General features: G+C 71.1%; 17 protein-coding genes. 8 read left to right on the plus strand and 9 right to left on the minus strand.

Going from position 1 to position 21,445, the window contains the following annotated elements:
• Positions 1–36: 36 nt before the first annotated feature.
• On the plus strand, positions 37–2,541 hold the full coding sequence (locus tag ACLQ2Q_RS08155) for a CHAT domain-containing protein (RefSeq protein ID WP_425819811.1): 2,505 nt from the start codon (positions 37–39) through the stop codon (positions 2,539–2,541).
• A gap of 218 nt (positions 2,542–2,759) precedes the next feature.
• Here ACLQ2Q_RS08155 and ACLQ2Q_RS08160 read toward each other — a convergent pair whose 3' ends face one another.
• The gene (locus ACLQ2Q_RS08160; RefSeq protein WP_425819813.1) at positions 2,760–3,569 is read right to left on the minus strand and encodes a LysR substrate-binding domain-containing protein; all 810 of its coding nucleotides are present in this window, start codon (positions 3,567–3,569) and stop codon (positions 2,760–2,762) included.
• Between ACLQ2Q_RS08160 and ACLQ2Q_RS08165 the strand changes: the two genes are divergently transcribed.
• Positions 3,568–3,963: a DUF1304 domain-containing protein gene (locus ACLQ2Q_RS08165; RefSeq protein WP_425819815.1), complete on the plus strand. Its 396-nt coding sequence runs from the start codon at positions 3,568–3,570 to the stop codon at positions 3,961–3,963. The genes ACLQ2Q_RS08160 and ACLQ2Q_RS08165 overlap by 2 nt on opposite strands.
• 38 nt (positions 3,964–4,001) lie before the next feature.
• On the opposite strand, the gene ACLQ2Q_RS08170 is transcribed toward ACLQ2Q_RS08165, so the two are convergent.
• From ACLQ2Q_RS08170 to ACLQ2Q_RS08180, 3 genes are all read right to left on the minus strand, one after another.
• On the minus strand, positions 4,002–4,409 hold the full coding sequence (locus tag ACLQ2Q_RS08170; protein WP_425819817.1) for a transferase: 408 nt from the start codon (positions 4,407–4,409) through the stop codon (positions 4,002–4,004).
• 193 nt (positions 4,410–4,602) lie between these two features.
• The gene (locus ACLQ2Q_RS08175; protein ID WP_425819819.1) at positions 4,603–5,376 is read right to left on the minus strand and encodes a DNA-formamidopyrimidine glycosylase family protein; all 774 of its coding nucleotides are present in this window, start codon (positions 5,374–5,376) and stop codon (positions 4,603–4,605) included.
• The gene (locus tag ACLQ2Q_RS08180) at positions 5,369–10,225 is read right to left on the minus strand and encodes an ATP-dependent helicase (RefSeq protein WP_425819821.1); all 4,857 of its coding nucleotides are present in this window, start codon (positions 10,223–10,225) and stop codon (positions 5,369–5,371) included. Before ACLQ2Q_RS08180 ends, ACLQ2Q_RS08175 begins: the two co-directional genes overlap by 8 nt.
• 119 nt (positions 10,226–10,344) lie before the next feature.
• Here ACLQ2Q_RS08180 and ACLQ2Q_RS08185 point away from each other — a divergent pair, with 119 nt between their 5' ends.
• Positions 10,345–10,737: a hypothetical protein gene (locus tag ACLQ2Q_RS08185; RefSeq protein ID WP_425819823.1), complete on the plus strand. Its 393-nt coding sequence runs from the start codon at positions 10,345–10,347 to the stop codon at positions 10,735–10,737.
• Positions 10,738–10,782: 45 nt separating this feature from the next.
• Here the strand turns inward: ACLQ2Q_RS08185 and ACLQ2Q_RS08190 are convergent, their stop codons facing one another.
• From ACLQ2Q_RS08190 to ACLQ2Q_RS08200, 3 genes are all read right to left on the minus strand, one after another.
• Entirely contained in the window at positions 10,783–12,465 is a 1,683-nt protein-coding gene (locus ACLQ2Q_RS08190) for an ABC-F family ATP-binding cassette domain-containing protein (protein WP_425819825.1), read from the minus strand.
• Positions 12,466–12,681: 216 nt separating this feature from the next.
• On the minus strand, positions 12,682–13,110 hold the full coding sequence (locus ACLQ2Q_RS08195) for a CHRD domain-containing protein (protein ID WP_425819827.1): 429 nt from the start codon (positions 13,108–13,110) through the stop codon (positions 12,682–12,684).
• Positions 13,111–13,221: 111 nt separating this feature from the next.
• Entirely contained in the window at positions 13,222–13,878 is a 657-nt protein-coding gene (locus tag ACLQ2Q_RS08200; RefSeq protein WP_425819829.1) for an alpha/beta hydrolase, read from the minus strand.
• A 270-nt stretch (positions 13,879–14,148) separates the two neighbouring features.
• On the opposite strand from ACLQ2Q_RS08200, the gene ACLQ2Q_RS08205 reads away from it, so the two are divergent.
• Positions 14,149–14,790 (plus strand): NUDIX hydrolase family protein, encoded by a 642-nt coding sequence (locus tag ACLQ2Q_RS08205; RefSeq protein WP_425819831.1) that lies wholly within the window; start codon positions 14,149–14,151, stop codon positions 14,788–14,790.
• A 4-nt stretch (positions 14,791–14,794) separates the two neighbouring features.
• Here the strand turns inward: ACLQ2Q_RS08205 and ACLQ2Q_RS08210 are convergent, their stop codons facing one another.
• Positions 14,795–15,388: an NADPH-dependent FMN reductase gene (locus ACLQ2Q_RS08210; RefSeq protein WP_425819833.1), complete on the minus strand. Its 594-nt coding sequence runs from the start codon at positions 15,386–15,388 to the stop codon at positions 14,795–14,797.
• 177 nt (positions 15,389–15,565) lie between these two features.
• Here ACLQ2Q_RS08210 and ACLQ2Q_RS08215 point away from each other — a divergent pair, with 177 nt between their 5' ends.
• The 3 genes from ACLQ2Q_RS08215 to ACLQ2Q_RS08225 are packed head-to-tail and all read left to right on the plus strand — an operon-like array spanning position 15,566 to position 18,567.
• Positions 15,566–16,720 carry a LolA family protein gene (locus ACLQ2Q_RS08215; protein WP_425819835.1) on the plus strand — a complete coding sequence of 385 codons (1,155 nt, stop codon included), beginning with the start codon at positions 15,566–15,568 and terminating at the stop codon, positions 16,718–16,720.
• 10 nt (positions 16,721–16,730) lie between these two features.
• Positions 16,731–17,699 (plus strand): ATP-binding cassette domain-containing protein, encoded by a 969-nt coding sequence (locus ACLQ2Q_RS08220; protein WP_425819837.1) that lies wholly within the window; start codon positions 16,731–16,733, stop codon positions 17,697–17,699.
• On the plus strand, positions 17,686–18,567 hold the full coding sequence (locus ACLQ2Q_RS08225) for an ABC transporter permease (RefSeq protein ID WP_425819839.1): 882 nt from the start codon (positions 17,686–17,688) through the stop codon (positions 18,565–18,567). Before ACLQ2Q_RS08220 ends, ACLQ2Q_RS08225 begins: the two co-directional genes overlap by 14 nt.
• 187 nt (positions 18,568–18,754) lie before the next feature.
• Here the strand turns inward: ACLQ2Q_RS08225 and ACLQ2Q_RS08230 are convergent, their stop codons facing one another.
• Entirely contained in the window at positions 18,755–19,825 is a 1,071-nt protein-coding gene (locus tag ACLQ2Q_RS08230; protein WP_425819841.1) for a threonine aldolase family protein, read from the minus strand.
• Between the two features lie 210 nt (positions 19,826–20,035).
• Between ACLQ2Q_RS08230 and ACLQ2Q_RS08235 the strand changes: the two genes are divergently transcribed.
• The gene (locus ACLQ2Q_RS08235) at positions 20,036–21,439 is read left to right on the plus strand and encodes an MFS transporter (protein ID WP_425819971.1); all 1,404 of its coding nucleotides are present in this window, start codon (positions 20,036–20,038) and stop codon (positions 21,437–21,439) included.
• Positions 21,440–21,445: the final 6 nt, after the last annotated feature.

Consider the following 21,445-nt stretch of genomic DNA (forward strand, 5'->3'; position numbering starts at 1 on the left):
GGTGGTCAACGCGGAGGATTTCGCCATGATGAGAGAGTGACCGTCACAGCGGAGGAGCTTTACCAGCGCGGTCAGGCGCTGAGCAACCGCGGAAGCTTTGCGGCCGGTCGCCGGGCTCTGGAGGCGGCCGCTCGCCGAACCGACGACCCGAACCTGCGGGCGCGGATCGCCGGCACCCTGTCCTACGTGATGACGAAGGTCGGCAGCGCGGCCGAAGCGGAGCGGATGTGCCTCGACGCGCTGGCCCTACCGGGAATCAATGTGGAGACGGCCGCCATCCTGTACGGACAGCTCGGGTCGATCGAGATGGACAGGGGGCGTCTGGAGACGGCCGTCGCCTGGCTGGGTCGGAGCATCGACGGCCTCTCCCACGACCCCGTGCGCAGCGCGAACATGCGTTTGAACCGCAGCCTCGTGCTCATGCAGTGGGGACAGCTCGCCGGGGCTCGTGAAGACCTCGAGCGCGCCGCGAGCAGCTACCGCGAGGCCGGTCTCCACCTCGAAGAGGCGCAGGCCCGGCACAACCTCGGCTACGTCTCGATGCTCTCCGGCGATCTCGTCGGGGCCCTGCAGATCATGCAGCAGGCCCGCGCGCTGCTTGATCGGGAGTCGTCCACGTGGGAGGCGATCGGCGACGTCGACCGGGCCGAGGTGCTCCGCGAGGCGGGCCTCACCACCGACGCCGAGCAGATCCTCGAACGTGTGGCGCGCGTGTTCGGCGCGCACGGCATGCCGCAGGCGCGCGGGGAGGCGGAGTTCAACCTCGCGCGCTCCCTCCTGAGGCACGACCCCGTGCGCGCCGCGCGGGTGGCCGCAGCGGCCGGCAGGCGGTTCCGCGCGCTCGAGAACGATACTTGGGCGGCGCGCGCCGAGGGAGTGCGCCTCCGTGCCGTGCTCTCCGCCGGCAACGTCGGGCGCTCGGGCGATCGGACGGCCATGATGCGGGGGATCCCCCATGCTGGCGAGGTGGATGCCGTGGCCAGCGCGCTCGAGGCCCGCGGGCTGCGGGGCGAGGGCGCCGCGCTGCGGATGACGGACGAGCTATGGCGCGCGCACCACGGGACGGATGCCGACGCCCCGCGACGCGTCATCCGGCAGCCGCGCGGCGCGTCGATGGATGTGAAGCTGCTGGCGTATGAGGTGCGCGCCGCGCGGGCGGCGGCGGCCGGACGGGAAGGGGAGGTCCGTCGCCAGGCGGCGGCGGGGCTCGAGCTGCTGTCGTCGTGGCAGAACTCCTTCGGCAGCCTGGACCTTCAGACCTCCACGAGCGGCCATGGCATCGGCCTCATGCTCGAGGGCGTCGCGTCCGCCGTGCGGTCCCGCAGGCCCGATGTGCTGTTCGAGTGGTCCGAGCGCGTACGGCACCTGAGCCAGGAGGTCATCCCGCTCCGCCCTCCGCCCGATCAGGGGCTCGCCACCGACCTGGCGGAACTCCGGATGCTGCGCGCCGAGAACCCGTCCGGCGATTGGCTCTCGGACCCTCGGGCCGCGGCGCTGCGGGATCGCGCGCGCGAGCGGCAGTGGTCCGCGACCGGTTCGGCCGCTGTGCAGCAGCGGGTGGGCCTGGAGGAGTTCCGCGGCCACCTGGGTGATGACACCGCACTGCTCGCCTTCGTCTTCAGCGGCGACTCCCTGTCGTGCCTGGTCGTGTCGAGCTCGAGTACCGGGATCATGGACATCGGTCGCTGGTCGACCGTGCGCACCGGGCTGGCCGGCCTCCGCGCCGACCTCGACGTGTCGGCGTCTGTGCGCAGCGGACCGATGGCGACCGTCGTGAAGCGAGCCCTCGATGAACGGCTCGCCCTGCTCTCATCCGTGCTGCTGAGCGCGCCCCTCCGCGCGGCGGGCGGCGCCCGGCGCCTCATCCTCACCGTCCCGGGCGTGCTCAACGGCATCCCATGGGCGATGCTGCCCGCGATGCGGGGTCGGGTCTTCACCGTCGCGGTGTCGGCGACGCGCTGGACGAGATTTCGCCCGGCCGTGGAGGCGGCCGGGGTCGACGGTTCGCGCACCGTCGGCTTCGCGACAGGCCCGCGGGTCGCCCGGGCCGACGAGGAGGTTGCGGCCGCGGCATCCGCCTGGCCCACCGCGACGGCCCTGCGGGGCCAGGATGCCACCGTGTCGGCCGTCACCACACTCGCCCCTGCGGTCGACGTGCTGCATGTCGCCGCGCACGGCCGGCACGCCGTGGACAACCCCCTGTTCTCGGGCCTCGAGCTGGCCGATGGAACCCTGTTCGGCTACGACATCGACCTCATGCCCCGCGTACCCGACACCGTCGTGCTCTCGGCGTGCGAGGTCGGTCGATCATCCGTGCGGTGGGGGGAGGAGGCGCTCGGCATGACGCGCATCTGGCTCCACGCCGGGTCACGGGTCGTGATCGCCGCGCCCGTGGTGGTGGCCGATGACGTGGCGTGCGAACTGCTCGGGGCATTGCACCTCGGCCTCGTCGGCGGCCTCACACCGTCCGAGGCGCTCGCCGCGGCATCCGATTCGACCGCACTGGTGGCGCCGTTCCAGGCGCACGGGGCAGGTTTCTGAAAGCGGTCCCCGGCCGATGTATCAGGAGGCGTCCACGGCGCTCCTGACGGGTGGAACGGTGCACAGCAGGAATGCACACGGGGGCATGGCGCATGCGCTGGGGGTACGCCTCATCCGCTCATGCTCAGTCATGGCGGGCGCGGCGGCACCGGACCGGCGGGGGATGTCGTCGAACCTAGGTAGGCGACATCCCCCACTCCGTTGGTGCGGGCGCATCCTCAATCGCGGGAGCTGTGCGGCGTGCGCCCGCGTACGATGCCGATGAACGTCTCGACGTCGGCGGTGGTGCGATCGGACTCCCAGGCGAGCGCGACCGTGGACACCGGCCCTTCCCGAAGGGGACGGAATGTCAGGTCCTTGCGATGGTGCAGGCGGGCGAGCGACATGGGCGCGAGAAGAACCCCCACGCCGGCGGCGACCGTCGCGACGGCGTCGGCCGTTTCGGCAGGCGCGGCGAAGGTCGGCTGCGCGGCGCCGGGGATGGTGAGCGGGCCGAGCGCGTCGTCCTCCGGCACGATGACCACCTCGCCGGCCAGGTCGTCGAAGGTCAGCTCGTCCGCGACGGTCAGGGCGGAATCCACGGAGACGATCACCACCGCGACTTCGTCGTACAGCGGGATCGCATCGATGCCCTCTCGTTCGATCGGCAGGCGGACGAGGGCCGCGTCGAGGTCGTGCAGGGCGCTCCGCTGTTCGGCGACCGTCACCGGCACGAGCTCGAGCGGCACGTGCGGCATCCGCTCCTTCCACGCGTCGATCCACTTGCCGGGCGTAGCGCCCGGGATCGCGCCGAGGCGGAACGTGCGGGGCTCCTCAGGCGGCGCTGCGGGCGCCGGCGCGGCCGTGGGTTTCGGCTTCGATTGGTGCTTCGGTCCGGGCTGCGGCGGGGACTTCGAGGTGGACTTCGGCGTCGACTTCGGCTTGGCGGCGGGGCGGCGACCCGCCGCATCCGCTCGCCGCTTTCCCCGCTTCGCCGGTCGTCCCTTGGCCATCCCGCCAGCGTAGTGCGCGCGGTATGGTCGGCTCATGATCGCCATCCTCGCCACGGTGTTCGCGGCGCTCGCCGCCCTCCTGCACGTGTACATCTTCGTGATGGAGAGCCTGCAGTGGACCCAGCCGAGGATCTGGAAGCGCTTCGGCGTCCGCGACCAGGCCGCCGCCGAGACCACCCGGCCGATGGCGTACAACCAGGGCTTCTACAACCTGTTCCTGGCGATCGGCACGGGCATCGGGCTGGCCCTGTTCTGGACGGGCGCGGATGCCGCCGGCGAGGCCGCCGGGAGGGCGCTGGTGCTCTTCAGCCTCGGTTCGATGGTGGCTGCCGCCCTGGTTCTCGTCACCTCGGGCAAGGGCTACGCGAGGGCGGCGGCGACGCAGGGAATGCTGCCGCTGATCGGGTTCGTGCTCTTCTTGTTCGCCTAGGTTCGGCACGCCCGCCACCGGCCGGCGCGGGCCACGGCTCAGGCGGCGAGTCGCAGCCCCCGACGGTCGGTCACGACGTTCTCGCCGTCGGCGATGGTCTCATCGTCGCCGATCAGGGCGCCACCGGGCACTCTGGCGCCTGTTCCGACGCGCGTACGGACACCGATGTGCGCCCCGGGGCCGATGGCCGCGCCGGAGCCGATGTGGGCGTGCGCGTCGATGTGCGCCTGGGGGCCGATGACGGCGTCGGGTTCGATCCATGCGCCACGCCCGATGCGGGCACCGGCCGCAACCTGCACTCCCGGCTCGACGTAAGCTCCCGCTTCGACCAGCGCATCGGGGTGCACCTTCGCGCCGTGCGCGATCAGACCCCGCCCGTTGGCGTGCTTGCGGTAACGCAGCGTCTCGCCGCGCTCGTTCTCGATATCGACGTAGTTCTTGCCCACGATCCCCTCCTACGACCCTGATCAGGGCCGAGTACAGATACAACTCACCACCTCTCGGATTCATTCCCCGGAATGGTTCACTCTCTTATTCGGAGCGGACCACCATTTTGGATGCAGGGACATGGATGCAGACAGGGATTGACATCTGATTCCAAGGTTGCGATGGTGCGTCTGGTGCGGGCTCGCGGCTGCGTCATACCTGGCAATGCGGGCACCAGAAGACGTTGCGCTCGCTCGTCTCGCTCGCGCCCAGCGAGCCCGCCAGGATGGTGGTCCCGCACCGGCGGCAGGGCTGACCGTCGCGGCCATAGACCCAGAACGAACGACCGGGTCTCGAGTCTCCCGTGAAGGTGCGACCCGAGCGATTCCGGTTGGCGATGATCATGCGCGCGCCGAGGTCCACCAGGGCGCGGGTGTCCAGCTCGTTCGTGGGCCGAGTGGGAAGGATGCCGCGCACGAACAGCAGCTCGTTGGCGTATACGTTGCCGAACCCCGCGACGTTTCGCTGGTCGAGCACAGCGACGTGTGCCGGCCGCGTGTCGAGGGCGAGGCGGCGGGCGGCCTCGGCAGGGTCCCATCCCTCGCTGAGCGGGTCGGGCCCGAGATGGCCGATGATGCGTGCCTCATCGCGGGTGGGAAGAACCTCGACCATCGCCAGCTCGAAGCCCACGGCATCCCACTCGGGGTTGCCCACGATGGCGCGGGCCTTCAACGCCGGCTTCCGCCACCGCCCGCCCGAGCGGTATACGTGCCACTCGCCCTCCATCTTCAGATGCGAATGCAAGGTGTACTCGCCGATGCGGTGCAGCAGATGCTTGCCCATCGGCACGACCTCCCGCACGACCTCACCGCGGAGGTCGGCCGTCGCGCTGCCTGGCACGCGGATGTCGAATCGTGTGACCTCGCGCCCGGCGAGTGCTGCGTGCATGCGGTTCGCGGCGCGGAAGACGGTGTCGCCCTCAGGCACGTGCGGGGGCCCCCTGGCTCGCGGATGGGTCGGGGCTCGACTGCCGCCGAAGGGTCAAGCCGCGAGGCGACTCGACGAATCCCGCCTCGCGCAGGGCGCGCGCGAAGGCAGTGCCGTAGACGAACTCGCCGTCGACCTGTTCGATCGTGATGGTGTCGAGCCTGCGCTGGCGCGAGGTCGCAGCGAGGCTGGCGGTGGCGGCGGCGAGGCGCCCCTCGTGGTCGGTGAACGCGAGCGCCGACTTGCCGCCTCGCTCCAGGTAGAGCACGAGGGACCCGTCGACCAGCACGACGAGCCCACCGGCCTTGCGTCCCGGTCGGTGCTTGACGCCCTCGATCGTCGGCCACGGCAGAGCGGCCCCATAGGGGCTGGCTGGGTCCGTGGCGGCGAGCGTGGTCGCCAGCAGAGGCTCCGGGTCGGCGAGGCCGGCGAACTGGCGCAGCCGGTCGACGGTCGCGGATGCCGCGAACTGGGCGGCGCCGAGCTTCTCGATCAGGTAGCCGCGCCGACAGTGTCCCGCCTGCTCGAACCCGGCGAGCGTGCGGTAGGCCTGGGCGAAACCACCGGGAAGTCCTTCTGCCTGCACGGACCCGCGGGTCACGACGCCGTAGCGGTCGAGCAGCAGGGATGCCGACGCGGTGGCGCGGAGCGCGGCGTCCGGTTCCGCGTCCGGCAGCAGCGACCACCGGCCGCCTATGGCCGGCGGCCGAGGGGGCGCGCTGGCCGTCAGGCGGGGGAGCGTCGCACCCCGGTACATCCGCGATCGGGGCGCCCGGCGGGCGACGCGGTGCGCCTGCGACCCGCCGCCGATCAGGATGCGCACCGGAGCGAAGGTGTCGTTCGTCACCCGCCCCGACCAGGTGAGGTTCCACAGCGCCTCGATCACCGACTGCTCGTTCTCGGCGCCGGTCGCCTGGCGGAGCTGGGCCGCGAAGTAGGCGCCGCCGCCAGCGAGGGCCTCGAGGATGCGTGCATCGAGCGATTCCGGGGCGACCTCGTCGTCCGGCAGGGCGAGGGTCAGCGGCGCGGTGTCGGCCGGATGCAGGGCGATCCAGCCGTCCCGCCCGGGCAGGGAGCCGTGTCCCGACCACACCACCTCGCCCGTCGCGGTGAGTTCGTCGAGCATGCCGGGGGAGTAGTCCCGCACCCGGCTCGGGAGGATCAGAGATTCCCACGCGCTGGCGGGGATCGGCACTCCGGCGAGCTGTTCGATCACGGCCGCGACCCCGTCGATGCCCTCGAGCGGACGTGCGAGGTGCTGCCAGTCGGGCAGGAAGCGCGCGAACGCCTCGGGCGAGACCGGCTCGACGCTGCCCCGGAGGGCTGCGAGCGAGCGCATGCGCAGCCTGCGGAGCACCTCGGTGTCGCACCACTCGGCCTCGTCGCGGTCGGTCGTCGATCCGGAGCCGTTCCCGGTCACTGTGTCGAACCCGGTCCCTGAGCCGTTGCCGGATCCTGAGCCGTTCCCGGTCCCTGAGCCGGTCGAAGGGGGCAGGAAGAAGCCGCTCGTGAGCCTTCCCTGGCCCTCGAGTCGCTGCAGCGTGTGCCGGGCGACCGCGGTGCCGACGCCCAGCCAGCCGGCAAGGGCGTCGACGGTGAACGGGCCGTGGGTGCGCGCGTAGCGGGCGACGAGGTCGCCGAGCGGGTCGGGCATCGGCTCGAGGAAGGCGTTCGGGATGCCCACGGGCAGAGCGACGCCGAGAGCGTCGCGGAGGCGTCCGGCATCCTCTATCGCAGCGACCCGGCCTTCCCCCGCGAAGGTGACCCGGATGGCTCGACGATCGTCCACGAGGGCGGCGAGGTGGGCGGATGCCTCGGCGGCGTCGGCGTGCGGCCCCGTCTCCATGCCGACCGCGGAGTCGACGAAGGCGGCGGGCAGAAGGCGCGCCGCGACCTCCGCCGCGTCGAGGGGACCGAGCACGCGCAGCAGGTCCGCGACGCCCTCGACGCCCTTCACCCGACGCTCGGGATCGAGACGCTGCACCTCCGCCTCGAACTGCGCGATGACGTCGGGATCGAGCAGCTCGCGCATCTCCACGCGGCCGAGCAGCTCGCTCAGCAGCGCCGGGTCGACGGAGAGAGCAGCCGCGCGGCGCTCCGCGAGCGGCGAGTCGCCCTCGTACATGAACGCACCGACATATCCGAACAGCAGGTCGCGCGCGAAGGGCGAGGGCTGGCTCGTCTGGGTCTCCACGAGACGGATGCGCCGCTCGGCGATCCCGCGCGTCAGGCGCAGCAGGGCCGGTAGGTCGTAGACGTCCTGCAGCACCTCCCGGAGCGTCTCGAGGATGATCGGGAACGTCGGGTGCCGGCGCGCGACCTCGAGCAGCTGGGCCGAACGCTGGCGCTGCTGCCAGAGCGGGCTGCGCTTGTTCGGGTTGACACGGGGCATCAGCAGGGCCCGCGCCGCGCACTCGCGGAAGCGTGACGCGAAGAGCGCCGACCCTCCGACCTCGTCGGTGACGATCTGCTCGAGTTCCTCGGCCTCGAAGACGAACAGCTCGGCTCCCGGCGGTTCGGCCGCGGCATCCGGCACCCGCGCGATGATGCCGTCGTCGCTCGCCACGGCCGATGCCTCAACCCCGAGCCGCTCGCGGATGCGGGCGTTGACCGCCAGCGCCCACGGTGCATGCACACTCATGCCGTACGGGGAATGCAGGATGACGCGCCAGTCGCCGACCTCGTCGCGTGACCGTTCGACCGTCAGCGTGCGGTCGGTGGGGAGGCTGCCGGTCGCCTCGCGTTGCTCGGACAGGTAGGCCAGCAGATTGTCGGATGCCCGCTCGTCGAGCCCCGCCTCACGCAGGCGGTCCTCGGCCTTCGGGCGCGGGGCGGTAGAGACATCCCGCGAGAACTTGCCCAGCGCCTCGCCCAGCTCGGCGGGTCTCCCGAGGCCGTCGCCGTGCCAGAACGGCAGCTTGCCCGGCTGGCCGTAGGCGGGAAGCACGTTCACGCGGTCGTGCGTGATCTCGACGATGCGCCAGCTGGTCGTGCCGAGGGTGAACACGTCGTTGACGCGGGACTCGTAGACCATCTCCTCATCGAGCTCGCCGACGCGCGCGTTGCGGGCCTCGCCGGCGACGAATACTCCGAAGAGTCCGCGGTCCGGGATCGTTCCGCCGCTCGTGACCGCGAGGCGCTGGGCTCCGGGCCGTCCGGTGATGGTGCCCTGATCGCGGTCCCAGACGACGCGCGGCCGCAGCTCGGCGAACTCGTCGGAGGGGTAGCGCCCCGCGAGCAGGTCGAGTGTCGCCTCGTACGCGCTGCGGGGGAGGGTGCGGAACGGGGCGCTGCGCTTGATCGTCTCGAACCAGTCCTCGACGTCGATCGCCCCGAGAGCGGATGCCGCGACCGTCTGCTGCGCGAGGATGTCGAGCGGGTTCTGCGGCACCGAGATCGCCTCGATCTGGCCGGCCAGCATCCGCTCGGTGACGATCGCCGTGTGCAGCACATCGCCGCGGTGTTTGGGGAAGAGCGCGGCCCGGCTCACCTCGCCCACCTGGTGGCCCGCGCGGCCGACGCGCTGCAGTCCGCTCGCCGCGCTCGGCGGAGCCTCGACCTGGATGACGAGGTCGACCGCGCCCATGTCGATGCCGAGCTCGAGGCTGCTCGTGGCGACGACGCAGCGGAGCCGGCCCGACTTGAGCTCGTCCTCGACCTGGGCGCGCTGCTCCTTGGAGACCGAGCCGTGGTGGGCCTTCGCAAGCACCGGATCGGCGCCGGCGCTCACGCCCGCCTGCGCGATCATGGCCGCGGGCATCTTCGCGGCCCCGCGCTCACCATCGGTCGCTGAGCTTGTCGAAGCGTCGAGCCCCAGCCGCTCGGCGTAGATCTCGTTCAGCCGTCCCGTCAACCGCTCGGCGAGCCGCCGTGAGTTGGAGAAGACGATCGTCGAACGGTGCTCCAGGATGCGGTCGACGATCGCCTCCTCGACGTGTGGCCAGATCGAGCCCGTCACTTCGGTGCTCTCCGCACGAGGGGAATCGGGCGCAAACCAGTCGTGGTCCGAGGCACCCGCGGGCTGCGGGGCGGGCTCCGCGCCGGCAGCGGGCGGCGGGTTGAGCATGTCGTCGACCGGCACGACGACCCGCAGGTCGAAGGCCTTGGTCGAGCGCGGAGCGACGATCTCCACCGGCGCGGAGCCGCCGAGGAACCGCGCGACCTCGTCGATCGGCCGCACCGTCGCCGAGAGGCCGATGCGCTGCGCCGGCTTCTCCAGGATGGCATCGAGCCGCTCGAGGCTCACGGCGAGGTGCGCGCCACGCTTGGTCGCGGCCACCGCGTGCACCTCATCGACGATGACGGTGTGCACGCCCTTCAGCGTCTCGCCCGCCTGACTCGTGAGCATCAGGTACAGAGACTCGGGCGTCGTGATCAAGATGTCGGGCGGATGCTGCACCAGCTGCCGCCGCTCCGACGACGTCGTGTCGCCGGAGCGGACGCCGACGCTGACCGCCGGCGACTCGATGCCCAGCCGCCGCGCGGCCTGGGCGATGCCGACGAGCGGCGAGCGCAGGTTGCGCTCCACGTCGACGCCCAGTGCCTTGAGGGGAGAGACGTACAGGATGCTGGTGCGCTCGGGGTCGCGGTCGATTCGCCTGCGGCCTCGCCGGGAGGTGCCCGGGTCCGGGGCAGCCGGTGTCGCGGCATCCTTCTCATGGAACACCCGGTCGATGGCCCACAGGAATGCGGACAGCGTCTTGCCGGATCCGGTCGGCGCCACCACGAGAGCATGCTTGCCGTGCGAGATCGCGTCCCACGCACCGACCTGGGCGGGGGTCGGAGTGGCGAATGCGCCGCGGAACCATTCCCGCGTCGCGGGACCGAACCGCTCGAGCACATCGGCCATCCCTCCATCTTCGACCATGCCACCGACACCGGGGTGGGCTTGCGTTCCGCCCGCCGACGGGGGAGACGTCCGTCGCGAGACGGATGTGGCCGCCTCGGGCGCTGCGTAGCGTCGGAGCCATGGACGACAACGACCCGAAAGAGAAGGACCCGGGCACCCAGGCCCATACGGGGTTGGCCGGCGGCATCGGGATCGGTATGGCCGTGGGCGCCGGAATCGGGGTCGCGATGGGCAACCTCGCGCTCGGGATCGGCATCGGACTCGCACTGGGAGTCGCGATCGGGGTCTTCCTCGATTCCGCCAGGGATTGCACGAAGTCCGACCGCGCGGCCGCGTCGCACGACGGCGGGTCCGCCTCGACCGGTGACCGGGAACCCGGAAGCCCGGGCGGGAACGGCCGAGGCCGAGGGGGGAGCGGCGACGGCGCGGGTGACGGCGGGGCCGGCGGCGGGAGCGGCGGTGACGCTGGAAGCGCCGGAAGTGGCGGAGAGGGCGGAGGCGGAGCCGGCTGACCTGCGGTCACATCCGCGCCTACACCGGCCGCATCCCCCCACCCATCACGAAGCCTCCGTGAGCGATCCGTCGGCCGAGAGCGCCAGGCGCAGGTCGAGACCGAGCCGTGCGAGGAACGCGTCGTCGTGGCTCACGACGAGCACCGCGCCGCGGTAGGCCGCCAGCGCCTCGACGAGTCTCTGGACGGTGTCGAGGTCGAGGTTGTTCGTCGGCTCGTCGAGCACGAGCAGCTGCGGCGGGGGATCCGCGAGCAGCAGCCGGGCCAGCGCGACGCGGAAGCGCTCGCCGCCTGAGAGCGTCACGACGGGTCGCTCCACCGCGTCGCCTCGGATGAGGAACCGCGCCAGCCGGTTGCGCAGGTCCCGGTCGGGAACGGTGGTGGCGGTCGCCCGCACGTTCTCCATCACCGAGGCTGCGTCATCCAGCCCGTCCACTCTCTGGGGAAGGTAGGCGATGCGGTCGGTGTGCGCGACACAATGCAGGAGATCCGTAGGCAGATGCCCACGCGCACCCGATCCATCGCCCGCCGCCGCAGGATCTCCTGCGTCTTGCACGTCGGACCCGGAGACCCACCCCGACCCGGCACGGTCCCGAACAAGACGCTCGAGCAGCGTCGTCTTGCCCACCCCGTTCGCCCCGACGAGGGCAACCCGCTCGGGTCCCTGCACGATCCATTGGCGCGCGCCGTCGCTGATCGTTGCGATCCGGCGGCTCGTAGGCACATCAGGATCGGGCAGATCGATGCGGATGGCCTCGTCGTCGCGCACACGCCGCTCGGCGGCATCCAGCGCCGATCGCGCCGATCCTTCCTTCTCCAGCATCTCGATCCGCAGCTTGCCCGCCGAGACCTGTGCCGACCGCTTGCGCGCGTTCGCGACGATCTTCGGCACGCGCTTCTCGATCTCGGCCTTGCGGCCCGTGCGCGCCCGGTGTGCCAGCTTTGTCTCGGTCTCGATGCGCTCGCGCTTCTCCCGGCGCACCAGCTGTGCCGCCGCGCGCTCGGCCTGCTGAGCGGCCGACTGCTCGGCATCCAGCCAGGTCCGCCACTCCGAGTACCGGCCGCCGAAGAAGGACAGCTCGCTCTCGTAGAGCTCGGCGGTGTCGTCCATCAGCTCGAGGAGCGCGATGTCGTGACTGACGACGACCAGGGCGCCGCGCCATCCGCCGACCATGTCGTACAGGCGGGCCCGCGCGTCGCGATCGAGGTTGTTCGTGGGCTCGTCGAGCAGGGTGATCGGCGCCCCGCGCAGGCGGATGCCGGCGATCGCCGCGAGCACCGCCTCACCGCCGGACAGGGTTCCGACGCGGCGGTCGAGGGCCTCGGCCGGAAGCCCCGCCTCGCGGAGCGCGGCATGGGCGCGAGTCTCGATGTCCCAGTCGCTGCCGACCGCATCGAAATGCCGGGGGTCGACGTCGCCCGACTCGATCGCCCGCAGCGCGAGAAGCGCCTCGGACACCCCGAGCAGGTCTGCGACGGGACGGTCCACGTCGAGGGTGAGGCGCTGCGGCAGGTACGCGACGTCGCCTTCGGCGAGGACCGCGCCCGCCGTCGGCGACAGCTCGCCGGCGCCGAGACGCAGCAGGGTCGATTTGCCGGAGCCGTTACGTCCGGTCAGCCCGGTGCGTGCGTCGCCGAATGCGCCGGAGACGTCCGCCAGGGCGACGGACCCATCGGGCCAGACGAACGAGACCCGGTCGAAGAGGAGTGCAGAGGAGTGCGTGGGCATGGTGCTGCTCCCGGTGTGAAAGTGGATGCACTGACACCGGTACCCCGGAACGGGGCGTGCTCACGCGAATGGGGAGCGTCGACGGGTCAGCGCGCGGATGCGGGCGCGGAGGCGTCGATCAGTCTCACCGGAGGATCCTCACGTAGGGAACAGGGAGCGTTCAGTGTAGAGGATGCCGGCATCGCCGCGCAATCAACCGCACGCTCCCTCGCTCCGCTACTTCAGCTGCCCTCGCACCTCTCCGCCGGGATACGTCGGGGTGTGGACGTTGACGTAATAGTCGCGCGGGTCCTCCTCGATGGACGCCAGCAGCGCCGGGTCGGCCGTGACGCAGGCGCTGATGTCGAAGCTCGTCCCTGTGCCGACGCTCAGTGGGATGACGACGGGCCCGGCCGTCCTCCGATCGCCCACGTGGATGTGCGCCGCGACGGCCGGCGCGGTGAGCCCGTCGACCTCGAGCGTGTAGCAGAACCGGTCGCCGTCGATGTCGTACGAGAAGAAGCCGTGCCCGCCGCCGTCGGCGCCGGTCGTCTCCTGGCCGTTGTTCAGCGGGATCGCGGGAGCGGCCTGAGCCGCCACGGCTCCGCCGAGCGTGAGCGCCGAGACCGCCGCAGCGGCGAAGGCGGCGCGTGTGATGCGGTGCATGATGTGTCCTCACTTCGTTGTTCCGGCCCGCGCCGGGTGTGCGCGGGCAGGGGTCGACACGACGCCGTGTCCCCTCCCCCTGATCCGCACGGTACGCCGCGCGCGCGGGCTCTACAAGGTCGCTTCGAGACGCTTGTCGAGGAAGACCCGCACGTCGGCGAGCTCCTGATCGGACACGCTGTGCGTGAGGCCGGGGTAGACCCGCCCGCTCAGGGTGGAGTGCCCCGGGAGCCAGTCGGTGGTGTGAGCGATGAGGAACTCGGGGATGACGTCGTCGTGCGTTCCGCGCCCCCAGAAAACCGGTGGCCGCAGCTCGGCGAGTTCGGCGTCTCCCGGCAGTTCACCGGGCGCGGCGTAGCCGCTCAGATTGACGACGAAGCCGAATCGCGCCGGCTCGAGCCGCAGCGCCTGCAGGGCGACCGACGCGCCCTGTGAGAAGCCGAGCAGGCCGATGGATGTCGCGTCGCGGCCGGCCTCGCCGAGCCACCCGATCAGCTGCCGGGCGGCGAGCGTGACCGTCGCCGGGTCGCCGTTGCCGATCCCCTCGATCGCGTACCAGGAGTATCCGGGCGCCGGCCACGGCGGCGCCAGCGGAGCACGGACCGCCGCGACCACGAACTCGGGCGGAAGGTACGGGACGAGCCCGAAGAGATCGCGCTCGTCCGCCCCGTACCCGTGCAGCAGCACCAGCAGGGGCCGGCCGGCGCGCTCGCCCGGCTCGGCGGACCACAGTGCCAGGGAGTCGTCGAGGGAGCTGATCTCGGCCATCCGCCCATCCTGCCACCGCCCGCTGACAGCGCCGGGGCGCCGGCGCTTCCGGCACGCCCGCGTGCCGGATTCAGGATCGATGTGGCTGGACTGACGGGAGTGTGCGCGGTCGCCACCGCGGAGCCCCACCCGCCACACGGTGCCTGAGCGCGGTACAGCCGCCTGGCGCGCCGCTGCACCCACCGCGCCGCGCGGCCCGAGCCGCGCGGCCCGCGCCGCGCGCGCGCCCCGCGCCGCGCGCATCCCAGAACGCTGGGGTATACAAGAGGGATGCCGGTACGCACGCCTGACCCCGATCCGAACAACCGGGACGATGAGAACGAGAACAACGGCCGCAGCCGCCCCGATGGCCTCGGCGACGGGACGTTCGGCTCTCCGGCGCCCGGCAGCGCCTCGAACCCCGGCTGGCTGACCGAGATCGAACTGGCCGAGGCGCGCCGTCGGCTGCCGATCCTCTACGTCGAGGCCGTGCCCGTGCGCACGGACGGCGTCGGGGCGGTGACCGAGGTGGGGATCCTGCTCCGCGCCACGCCTCTCGGCGAGATCAACCGCTCGCTCGTCAGCGGGCGCGTCCGGTACGGCGAGTCGGTGCGGGATGCCCTGTTCCGCCACCTCGAGAACGACCTGGGTCCTATGGCCTTCCCCCTGCTGCCGCCGCAGCCGGTGCCGTTCACGGTCGCCGAGTACTTCCCGATGCCGGGGCTCTCGGCGTTCCACGACGACCGCCAGCACGCGGTGGCGCTGGCGTTCGTGGTGCCCGTCACCGGCACGTGCGAACCTCGTCAGGACGCGCTGGAGGTGACGTGGATGTCGCCCGCCGAGGCGGCATCCGAATCGCTCGCCTCCGAGATGGAGGGCGGCCGCGGCACCCTCGTGCGCATGGCTCTGGCCAGCGTCGGCGCGCTGCGGTAGCCGCCTACGCTCCCTGCGGCACCACCGTGAGCACCCGCAGCACGAAGGTGTAGTACTGGCTCATGAAGTCGGCGAGGAACGCGCGCGTCCCCTCATCCGTCACGTCGCCGTCATCCGTGATCAGGCCTTCCTTCATCTGCAGGTACCCCTCGACGGAATTGAACATCGGCGAGTTGCAGAACGCCATCATGCCCTTCAGGCTCTGCTGCGCGACCGCGGTGCCGATGGCTCCGATCGAGGCGCCGATCACCCCCGACGGCTTGCCCCGGAACGAGTTCGTGCCCCATGGCCGGCTCGCCCAGTCGATGGCGTTCTTGAGCGCACCCGGTACCGCCCTGTTGTACTCCGGGGTGATGAAGAGGATCGCGTCGACGTCGGCGATCGCCTGCTTGAGCGCGCGGCCCTCTGGCGGGTAGTCGGCGTCGTAGTCGTAGCTGTAGAGCGGCAGGTCGCCAATGGGGATCTCGCGGAACTGGAGCTCTTCCGGTGCCAGGCGGATCAGCGCCTTCGACAGGGTGCGATTGATCGACGCCTTCGCGAGGCTGCCGATGATGAGGCCGACGGTGTACGGCGGCTCGTGCTGGATGATCTCGGTCATGTCGACCTCCTGTGGTCTGGACGGACCTTCAGGATCGCCGATCTCGCGCCCGTCGTCAGGGGGGTGCCGCGCTGCGGGGAGGAGTGGAAGACTGATCGTCCGAGCGCGCGGAGTGCGGCATCCTGAGTCTTCTCTGGGAGCCGGGACGGGATGCCGTGACCGGCGTAGCCTTGCCCCATGAGTCCCGCACGATCCGCCTCGCACCGCCGCGCGCTCGCATGGACGGCAGCGATTGCCGTGCCCCTCCTGGCCGGAGCGGCCGTCGTGGTGCCGATGGCCGCCAGCGGCGCGGTCGACCTCCCGGACAAGACCGTCGAGGAGCTGCTCGAGTTCGCCGCGGCGAGCGACGTCGATGCGATGAGCGGCACGATCGCGCAGTCCTCCGAGCTCGGGCTTCCCGACTTCGGCGGGCTGATGGGCTCCGAGAACGACCGCGGTCCAGGAGCCGAGTCGACCCCCGCGGACATCGAGGATTTCATCGCGCTCGCCACGGGCACCCACACCGCCAACGTCTTCCTCGACGGCGAGCGCGCCCGCCTGCAGGTGCTCGACACGCTGGCCGAACGCAACGTCTACCTCGACGGCGAGGCCGAGGAGGCGTGGTACGTCGACAGCGAGACGCAGACCGCCACCCGCTTCACGCTGTCATCGGATGCCGATCCGGAGCAGTACGGCATGGACGAGAAGCCGGACGAGGTGCAGACCCCCGATCAGGTGATGGACGATGCGCTCGCGCGGCTCGACGAGACCACCGAGGTCACCGTCGGCACCGACGCGCTCGTTGCAGGACGGGAGGTGTACGAGCTTGTCCTCGCGCCGCGCACGGAGGACACCCTGGTCGGCGAGCTGCGGTTCGCGGTCGACGGCGAGACCGGAGTGGCGCTCGCCGCCTCTATCACGGCGCGAGGCGCATCCGCGCCGGCGTTCGAGATCGCCTTCAGCCGGGTGAGCTTCGACGCCCCGGATGCCGCATCACTGACGTTCACGCCCGGCGACGACATCGCCGTGGTGGAGGAGGAGATCCCGCTGCCGACCCCGGACGAGTGGGCGCAGGGGCACTCGAAGGGCGCGCAGGCGGATGCCGCGGCCCCGACCGTCGTCGGCGAAGGCTGGTCGGCGGTCGTGGAGCTTTCCGGGACGGGCGAGTCCGAGGGACTCCAGGGCCTCGACACCGAGCAGCTCCAGATGCTCGACGCCATCACGTCCGCGGTGGACGGCGGGCGGGTGCTGCAGACCTCGCTTCTCACCGTGCTGATCACCGACGACGGGCGCGTGCTCGCCGGCGCCGTGCCGGCGGACCGGCTCGTCGAGGTCGCCCAGACCGGTCGCTGACGGTCCTCCGGTGACGACCTCGACCTCCGTGGCCGACCTCGCCATCGAGACCAGCGGCCTCACGAAGCGGTTTCGCGCGCAGACGGCGGTCGACGGCGTCGACCTCGCCGTGCCACGGGGCGCCGTGTTCGGATTCTTGGGGCCGAACGGGTCGGGCAAAACCACCACGATCCGCATGCTGCTCGGCCTGCTGCGCGCGACGGGTGGCGAAGCCACGGTGCTCGGATCTCCGATGCCGCGGGGCCTTGATTCCGTGCTGCCGCGGGTCGGGGCGCTCGTCGAGGGACCAGCCTTCTCGCCGTTTCTGACCGGCGAGCAGAACCTGCGGCGATTCGATGCCGCCGACAGGCACTCGACGTCCGGCACCCGCGAGGCGCGTGTCGCCACCGCGCTCGATCGCGTCGGGCTCTCGAGTGCGGCGAAGAAGAAGGCGCACGCCTATTCGCTCGGCATGAAGCAGCGCCTCGGCCTCGCCAACGCGCTGCTGATGCCGCGGGAACTGCTCGTGCTCGACGAACCGACCAACGGGCTCGACCCGCAGGGCACCCGCGAGGTGCGTTCGCTGATCCGGTCGTTCGCCGCCGACGGCACGACCGTGTTCGTCTCCAGTCACCTGCTCGCCGAGGTCGAACAGCTCTGCACGCACGTGGGGGTCATGAGCGGCGGCAGGCTCGTCGCCCAGGGCACGCTCGAGGACTTCCGGCGGTCGGGCGCGCGTGCGCGCATCGAGGTGCGCACCCCGGATGTCGATGCGGCCCGGGTGGTGCTCAGCCGGCTCGGGGTCGAGGTGGACGGCGGGCACGCGGCATCCGATCTCGATCGGATCGCGGGCGTGATGCCCGACTCGCGCGCCCCCGAGGAGATCGTGGTGGCGCTCGTGACCGGGGGAGTGCGCGTGCGCGGCTTCGAGGTCGTCGGCGCGAGCCTCGAGCAGCGCTTCGTCGAGCTCACGGGGGAGGGCTTCGATGTCGTCCTCTGAGGTGGCGGTGCCGGTGGCGGCCGACCGGTCCGCGGGCGGAGAGGTGACCGGCTCGGGGACGCTGCGCCTGCTGGGCAACGAGATCGCCACGCTGTTCCGCCGATGGCGGACGTGGGCGATGCTCGCCGCCCTCGGGATGATCCCCGTGCTGCTGGCGATCGCGATCCGCCTCGTCGGGGGTTCGAGCCCCGGCCGCGGTCCCGCCTTCCTCGATCAGATCTCCAACAACGGGCTGTTCGTCGCGCTGGCGGCGACGGCCGTCGCCATCCCGCTGTTCCTTCCCCTCACGGTGAGCGTCGCGGCGGGGGATGCGATCGCCGGGGAGGCGAGCCACGGCACGCTCCGCTACCTCTTGATCGCGCCGGCCGGGCGCATCCGCCTTCTGATCGTCAAGTACGTCGCCGCCGCGGTGTTCTGCCTGGCCGCGACGTTGACGCTCGTCACTGTCGGCATGCTCATCGGGGCCGCGCTCTTCCCGATCGGGCCGGTGACGCTGCTCTCGGGAGTTCAGGTCTCGGTGGGCGAGGGTCTGCTCCGCCTCCTGCTGATCGGCGCGTACGCGTCGGTGTCGCTGCTCGGTCTCTCGGCGATCGGCCTCTTCTTCTCGACGCTGACGACCGTGCCGATCGGCGCGATGGCGGCGACCGCCATCCTGGCGGTCGCGTCGCAGATCGTCGGAGCGATCCCGCAGTTGGAGGCGCTGCATCCATGGCTCTTCACCGACCTGTGGCTGGACTTCGCCGACCTGCTCCGCGCCCCGATCGTCTGGGATTCGTTCATCGCCAACGCCGCGCTGCAGGGCGGCTACATCCTGGTCTTCGGTGCGGCGGCCATTGCCCGCTTCCTCACGAAGGACGTGCTGTCCTAGCGACTCCGGTCGTGGGCGCCGCTCGTGGTGACGCCTCTCGCTGCGCGTCGCGCTGCTGTTTCCTGTCGGCGCGGCGTTGGTTCGCGCCGCGTCCGGCGAGAAGTGCAGCGCGAGCGTCGTCCGTGGACGGACCCAGCGTCACACTGCGACCGGACCCAGCGTCACGCGCCGGCCGGGAGCGAGCAGGTCAGCGCCCCGAGGTTTCCCGGGCGATCGCCTCGATGAACGCGTCGATGTCGTCTTCGGTGGTGTCGAAGCTGCACATCCAGCGCACCTCGTTCTTCGAGGCGTCCCAGTCGTAGAACCGGAACGACTCGCGGAGGCGATCGGCCACGCCGTCCGGAAGCGTCGCGAAGACGCCGTTCGCCTGAGTCGGCTGGGTGAATGCGACGCCGGTGATGGACCCGTCCGCGAGGCCCGCCTCGACGCCGGCGCGCAGGCGCGCGGCCATCGCGTTCGAGTGCGTGGCGTTTCGCAGCCACAGGTCGCCGTCGAGCAGCGCGAGCAGCTGGGCCGACACGAACCGCATCTTCGACGAGAGCTGCATGTTGAGCTTGCGGAGGTAGGTCAGCCCAGCGGATGCCTCGGGGTCGAGCACGACGATGGCCTCGCCGAGCATCGCCCCGTTCTTGGTGCCGCCGAAGCTCAGCACGTCCACGCCCGCGTCGCGGGTGAAGGCGCGAAGCGGCACGCCGAGCGATGCGGCGGCGTTCGAGATGCGAGCGCCGTCCATGTGCAGCCGCATGCCCCGGGCATGCACGTGCTCGGCGATCGTGCGGATCTCATCCACGGAGTACAGGGTGCCGAGTTCCGTGGACTGCGTGATCGAGACGGCGAGAGGCTGCGCGCGGTGCTCGTCGCCCCAGCCCCACGCCTCTCGATCGATCAGCTCCGGAGTGAGCTTGCCGTCGTCGGTCGGCACGGTCAGCAGCTTGATGCCGGCGACCCGCTCGGGCGCCCCGCCCTCGTCGACGTTGATGTGGGAGGTGGATGCCGCGATCACGGCGCCCCAGCGGGGCAGCATCGACTGCAGGCCGACGACGTTCGCTCCGGTGCCGTTGAAGACCGGGAAGACCTCGACACCCTCGCCGAGGTGGCGCGCGAAGACCCGCTGCAGGCGCTCGGTGTACTGGTCCTCGCCGTAGGCGACCTGGTGTCCGTCGTTCGCCGACGCCAGGGCCGCGAGCACGGCGGGATGGATGCCGGAGTAGTTGTCGGAGGCGAAGCCGCGGAGGGCAGTGTCGTGGAGCGTGGTCACGATCCTCAAGCCTACGGCTGCGGCATCCTGCCCCGGTCTTCCACCGTGTCGGAGGGGGTCGGTACTCTCTTCACCATGGTTTCGGACGGCGACCGGATCGACCCTTCCCCCACGCACGGCCACGCGCCCCCGGCGCCGAGCGCCCCGGCCGCTTCGGACGCGCCGCCGGTGCCGGCTGCCCCGGCCGCTCCGGTGCCGCCCGCCGACGGCATGCGCACGTTCCTGCAGGTTCTCGTCAACACGATGATCGCGAATGTCACCACGAGCTTCCTCTGGTTCGCGCTGACGTTCTGGGTGTACCTCGAGACGCGATCCGTGCTCGCCACGGGAATCATCGGCGGCACCTACATGCTGCTGGTCGCGCTGTTCTCGATGGTCTTCGGCACGATCGTCGATCGGCACCGCAAGCATCGCGTCATGGTGTTCTCGAGCCTCGTGACCCTCGGCTCGTTCCTCGTGGCCGGCGTGCTCTATCTCCTGCATCCGGAGTCGGCGCTCGTGGACATCAGGGGGCCGTGGTTCTGGCTGTTCGCCGGCATCATCCTGTTCGGTGCGGTCATCGAGAACATGCGCAACATCGCCCTGTCCACGACGGTGACCCTGCTCGTCCCGGTCGAGCGCCACGCCAACGCCAACGGCCTCGTGGGCACCGTGCAGGGCATCGCGTTCATGGTCACGAGCGTGTTCAGCGGCCTGGCGATCGGACTGCTGGGCATGGGCTGGACCCTCGCCATCGCAATCGTCTTCACGCTCGTCGCGCTCGTTCACCTCGCGTTCCTGCGCATTCCGGAAGAGAAGCCGGTACCCGAGGAGGGGCAGTCCAAGGCGATCGACTTCCGCGGAAGCATCCGAGCCATCAGGGCGGCGCAGGGCCTGTTCGCCCTCATCATCTTCTCGACCTTCAACAATCTGATCGGCGGCGTCTACATCGCCTTGATGGATCCCTACGGACTCATCCTCTTCCCGGTCGAGGTCTGGGGACTGGTGCTGGGAATCACCTCAACCGGCTTCATCATCGGCGGCCTGGTGATCGCGAAGTGGGGCCTGGGCAAGAACCCGATCCGCACGATGCTGATGGTGGTCATCGTGATGGGCGTGCTCGGTGCCCTGTTCACGATCCGCGAGTGGTGGCCGCTGTACGCCATCGGCATCTGGCTCTACATGTGTCTCATTCCGGCTGTCGAGGCATCCGAGCAGACGGTGATCCAGAAGATCGTTCCGTTCCAGAGCCAGGGCAGGGTCTTCGGCTTCGCCGCGGCGCTCGAGTCGGCCGCCGCGCCGATCACCGCCTTCCTGATCGCGCCGATCGCCGAGTTCTGGATCATCCCGTACATGGAATCGGATGCCGGTGGGCAGACGTGGGGATGGCTTCTGGGCGATGGCGACGCGCGCGGCATCGCGCTCATCTTCCTCTTCAGCGGGCTCGCGATGGTCGTGATAGCCCTTGTCGCGTTCACGACCCGCTCGTACCGGACGCTCTCCGAGGAGTACGGCGCCGCGCAGCCGGAGGACGAGCCGCGGGACGAGCCGGACGCCGGGAACGGCGGCGCGAACGAGGCGGAGCCCAGCGACGCGACCCCGGGGGTTTCCTCGGCCGCGCCACCCCGTGGCTAGAGTCGG

Source organism: Microbacterium sp. DT81.1, assembly GCF_049844955.1.
In the GTDB taxonomy this organism is placed as follows: domain Bacteria; phylum Actinomycetota; class Actinomycetes; order Actinomycetales; family Microbacteriaceae; genus Microbacterium.

Coding starts and splice junctions, on each gene's coding strand:
- ACLQ2Q_RS08205 (WP_425819831.1), top strand. CDS start 14,149: ATGCCGGTACGCACGCCTGACCCCGATCCGAACAACCGGGACGATGAG.
- ACLQ2Q_RS08215 (WP_425819835.1), top strand. CDS start 15,566: ATGAGTCCCGCACGATCCGCCTCGCACCGCCGCGCGCTCGCATGGACG.
- ACLQ2Q_RS08210 (WP_425819833.1), bottom strand. CDS start 15,388: ATGACCGAGATCATCCAGCACGAGCCGCCGTACACCGTCGGCCTCATC.
- ACLQ2Q_RS08200 (WP_425819829.1), bottom strand. CDS start 13,878: ATGGCCGAGATCAGCTCCCTCGACGACTCCCTGGCACTGTGGTCCGCC.
- ACLQ2Q_RS08235 (WP_425819971.1), top strand. CDS start 20,036: ATGCGCACGTTCCTGCAGGTTCTCGTCAACACGATGATCGCGAATGTC.
- ACLQ2Q_RS08225 (WP_425819839.1), top strand. CDS start 17,686: ATGTCGTCCTCTGAGGTGGCGGTGCCGGTGGCGGCCGACCGGTCCGCG.
- ACLQ2Q_RS08190 (WP_425819825.1), bottom strand. CDS start 12,465: ATGCCCACGCACTCCTCTGCACTCCTCTTCGACCGGGTCTCGTTCGTC.
- ACLQ2Q_RS08195 (WP_425819827.1), bottom strand. CDS start 13,110: ATGCACCGCATCACACGCGCCGCCTTCGCCGCTGCGGCGGTCTCGGCG.
- ACLQ2Q_RS08165 (WP_425819815.1), top strand. CDS start 3,568: ATGATCGCCATCCTCGCCACGGTGTTCGCGGCGCTCGCCGCCCTCCTG.
- ACLQ2Q_RS08180 (WP_425819821.1), bottom strand. CDS start 10,225: ATGGCCGATGTGCTCGAGCGGTTCGGTCCCGCGACGCGGGAATGGTTC.
- ACLQ2Q_RS08160 (WP_425819813.1), bottom strand. CDS start 3,569: ATGAGCCGACCATACCGCGCGCACTACGCTGGCGGGATGGCCAAGGGA.
- ACLQ2Q_RS08185 (WP_425819823.1), top strand. CDS start 10,345: ATGGACGACAACGACCCGAAAGAGAAGGACCCGGGCACCCAGGCCCAT.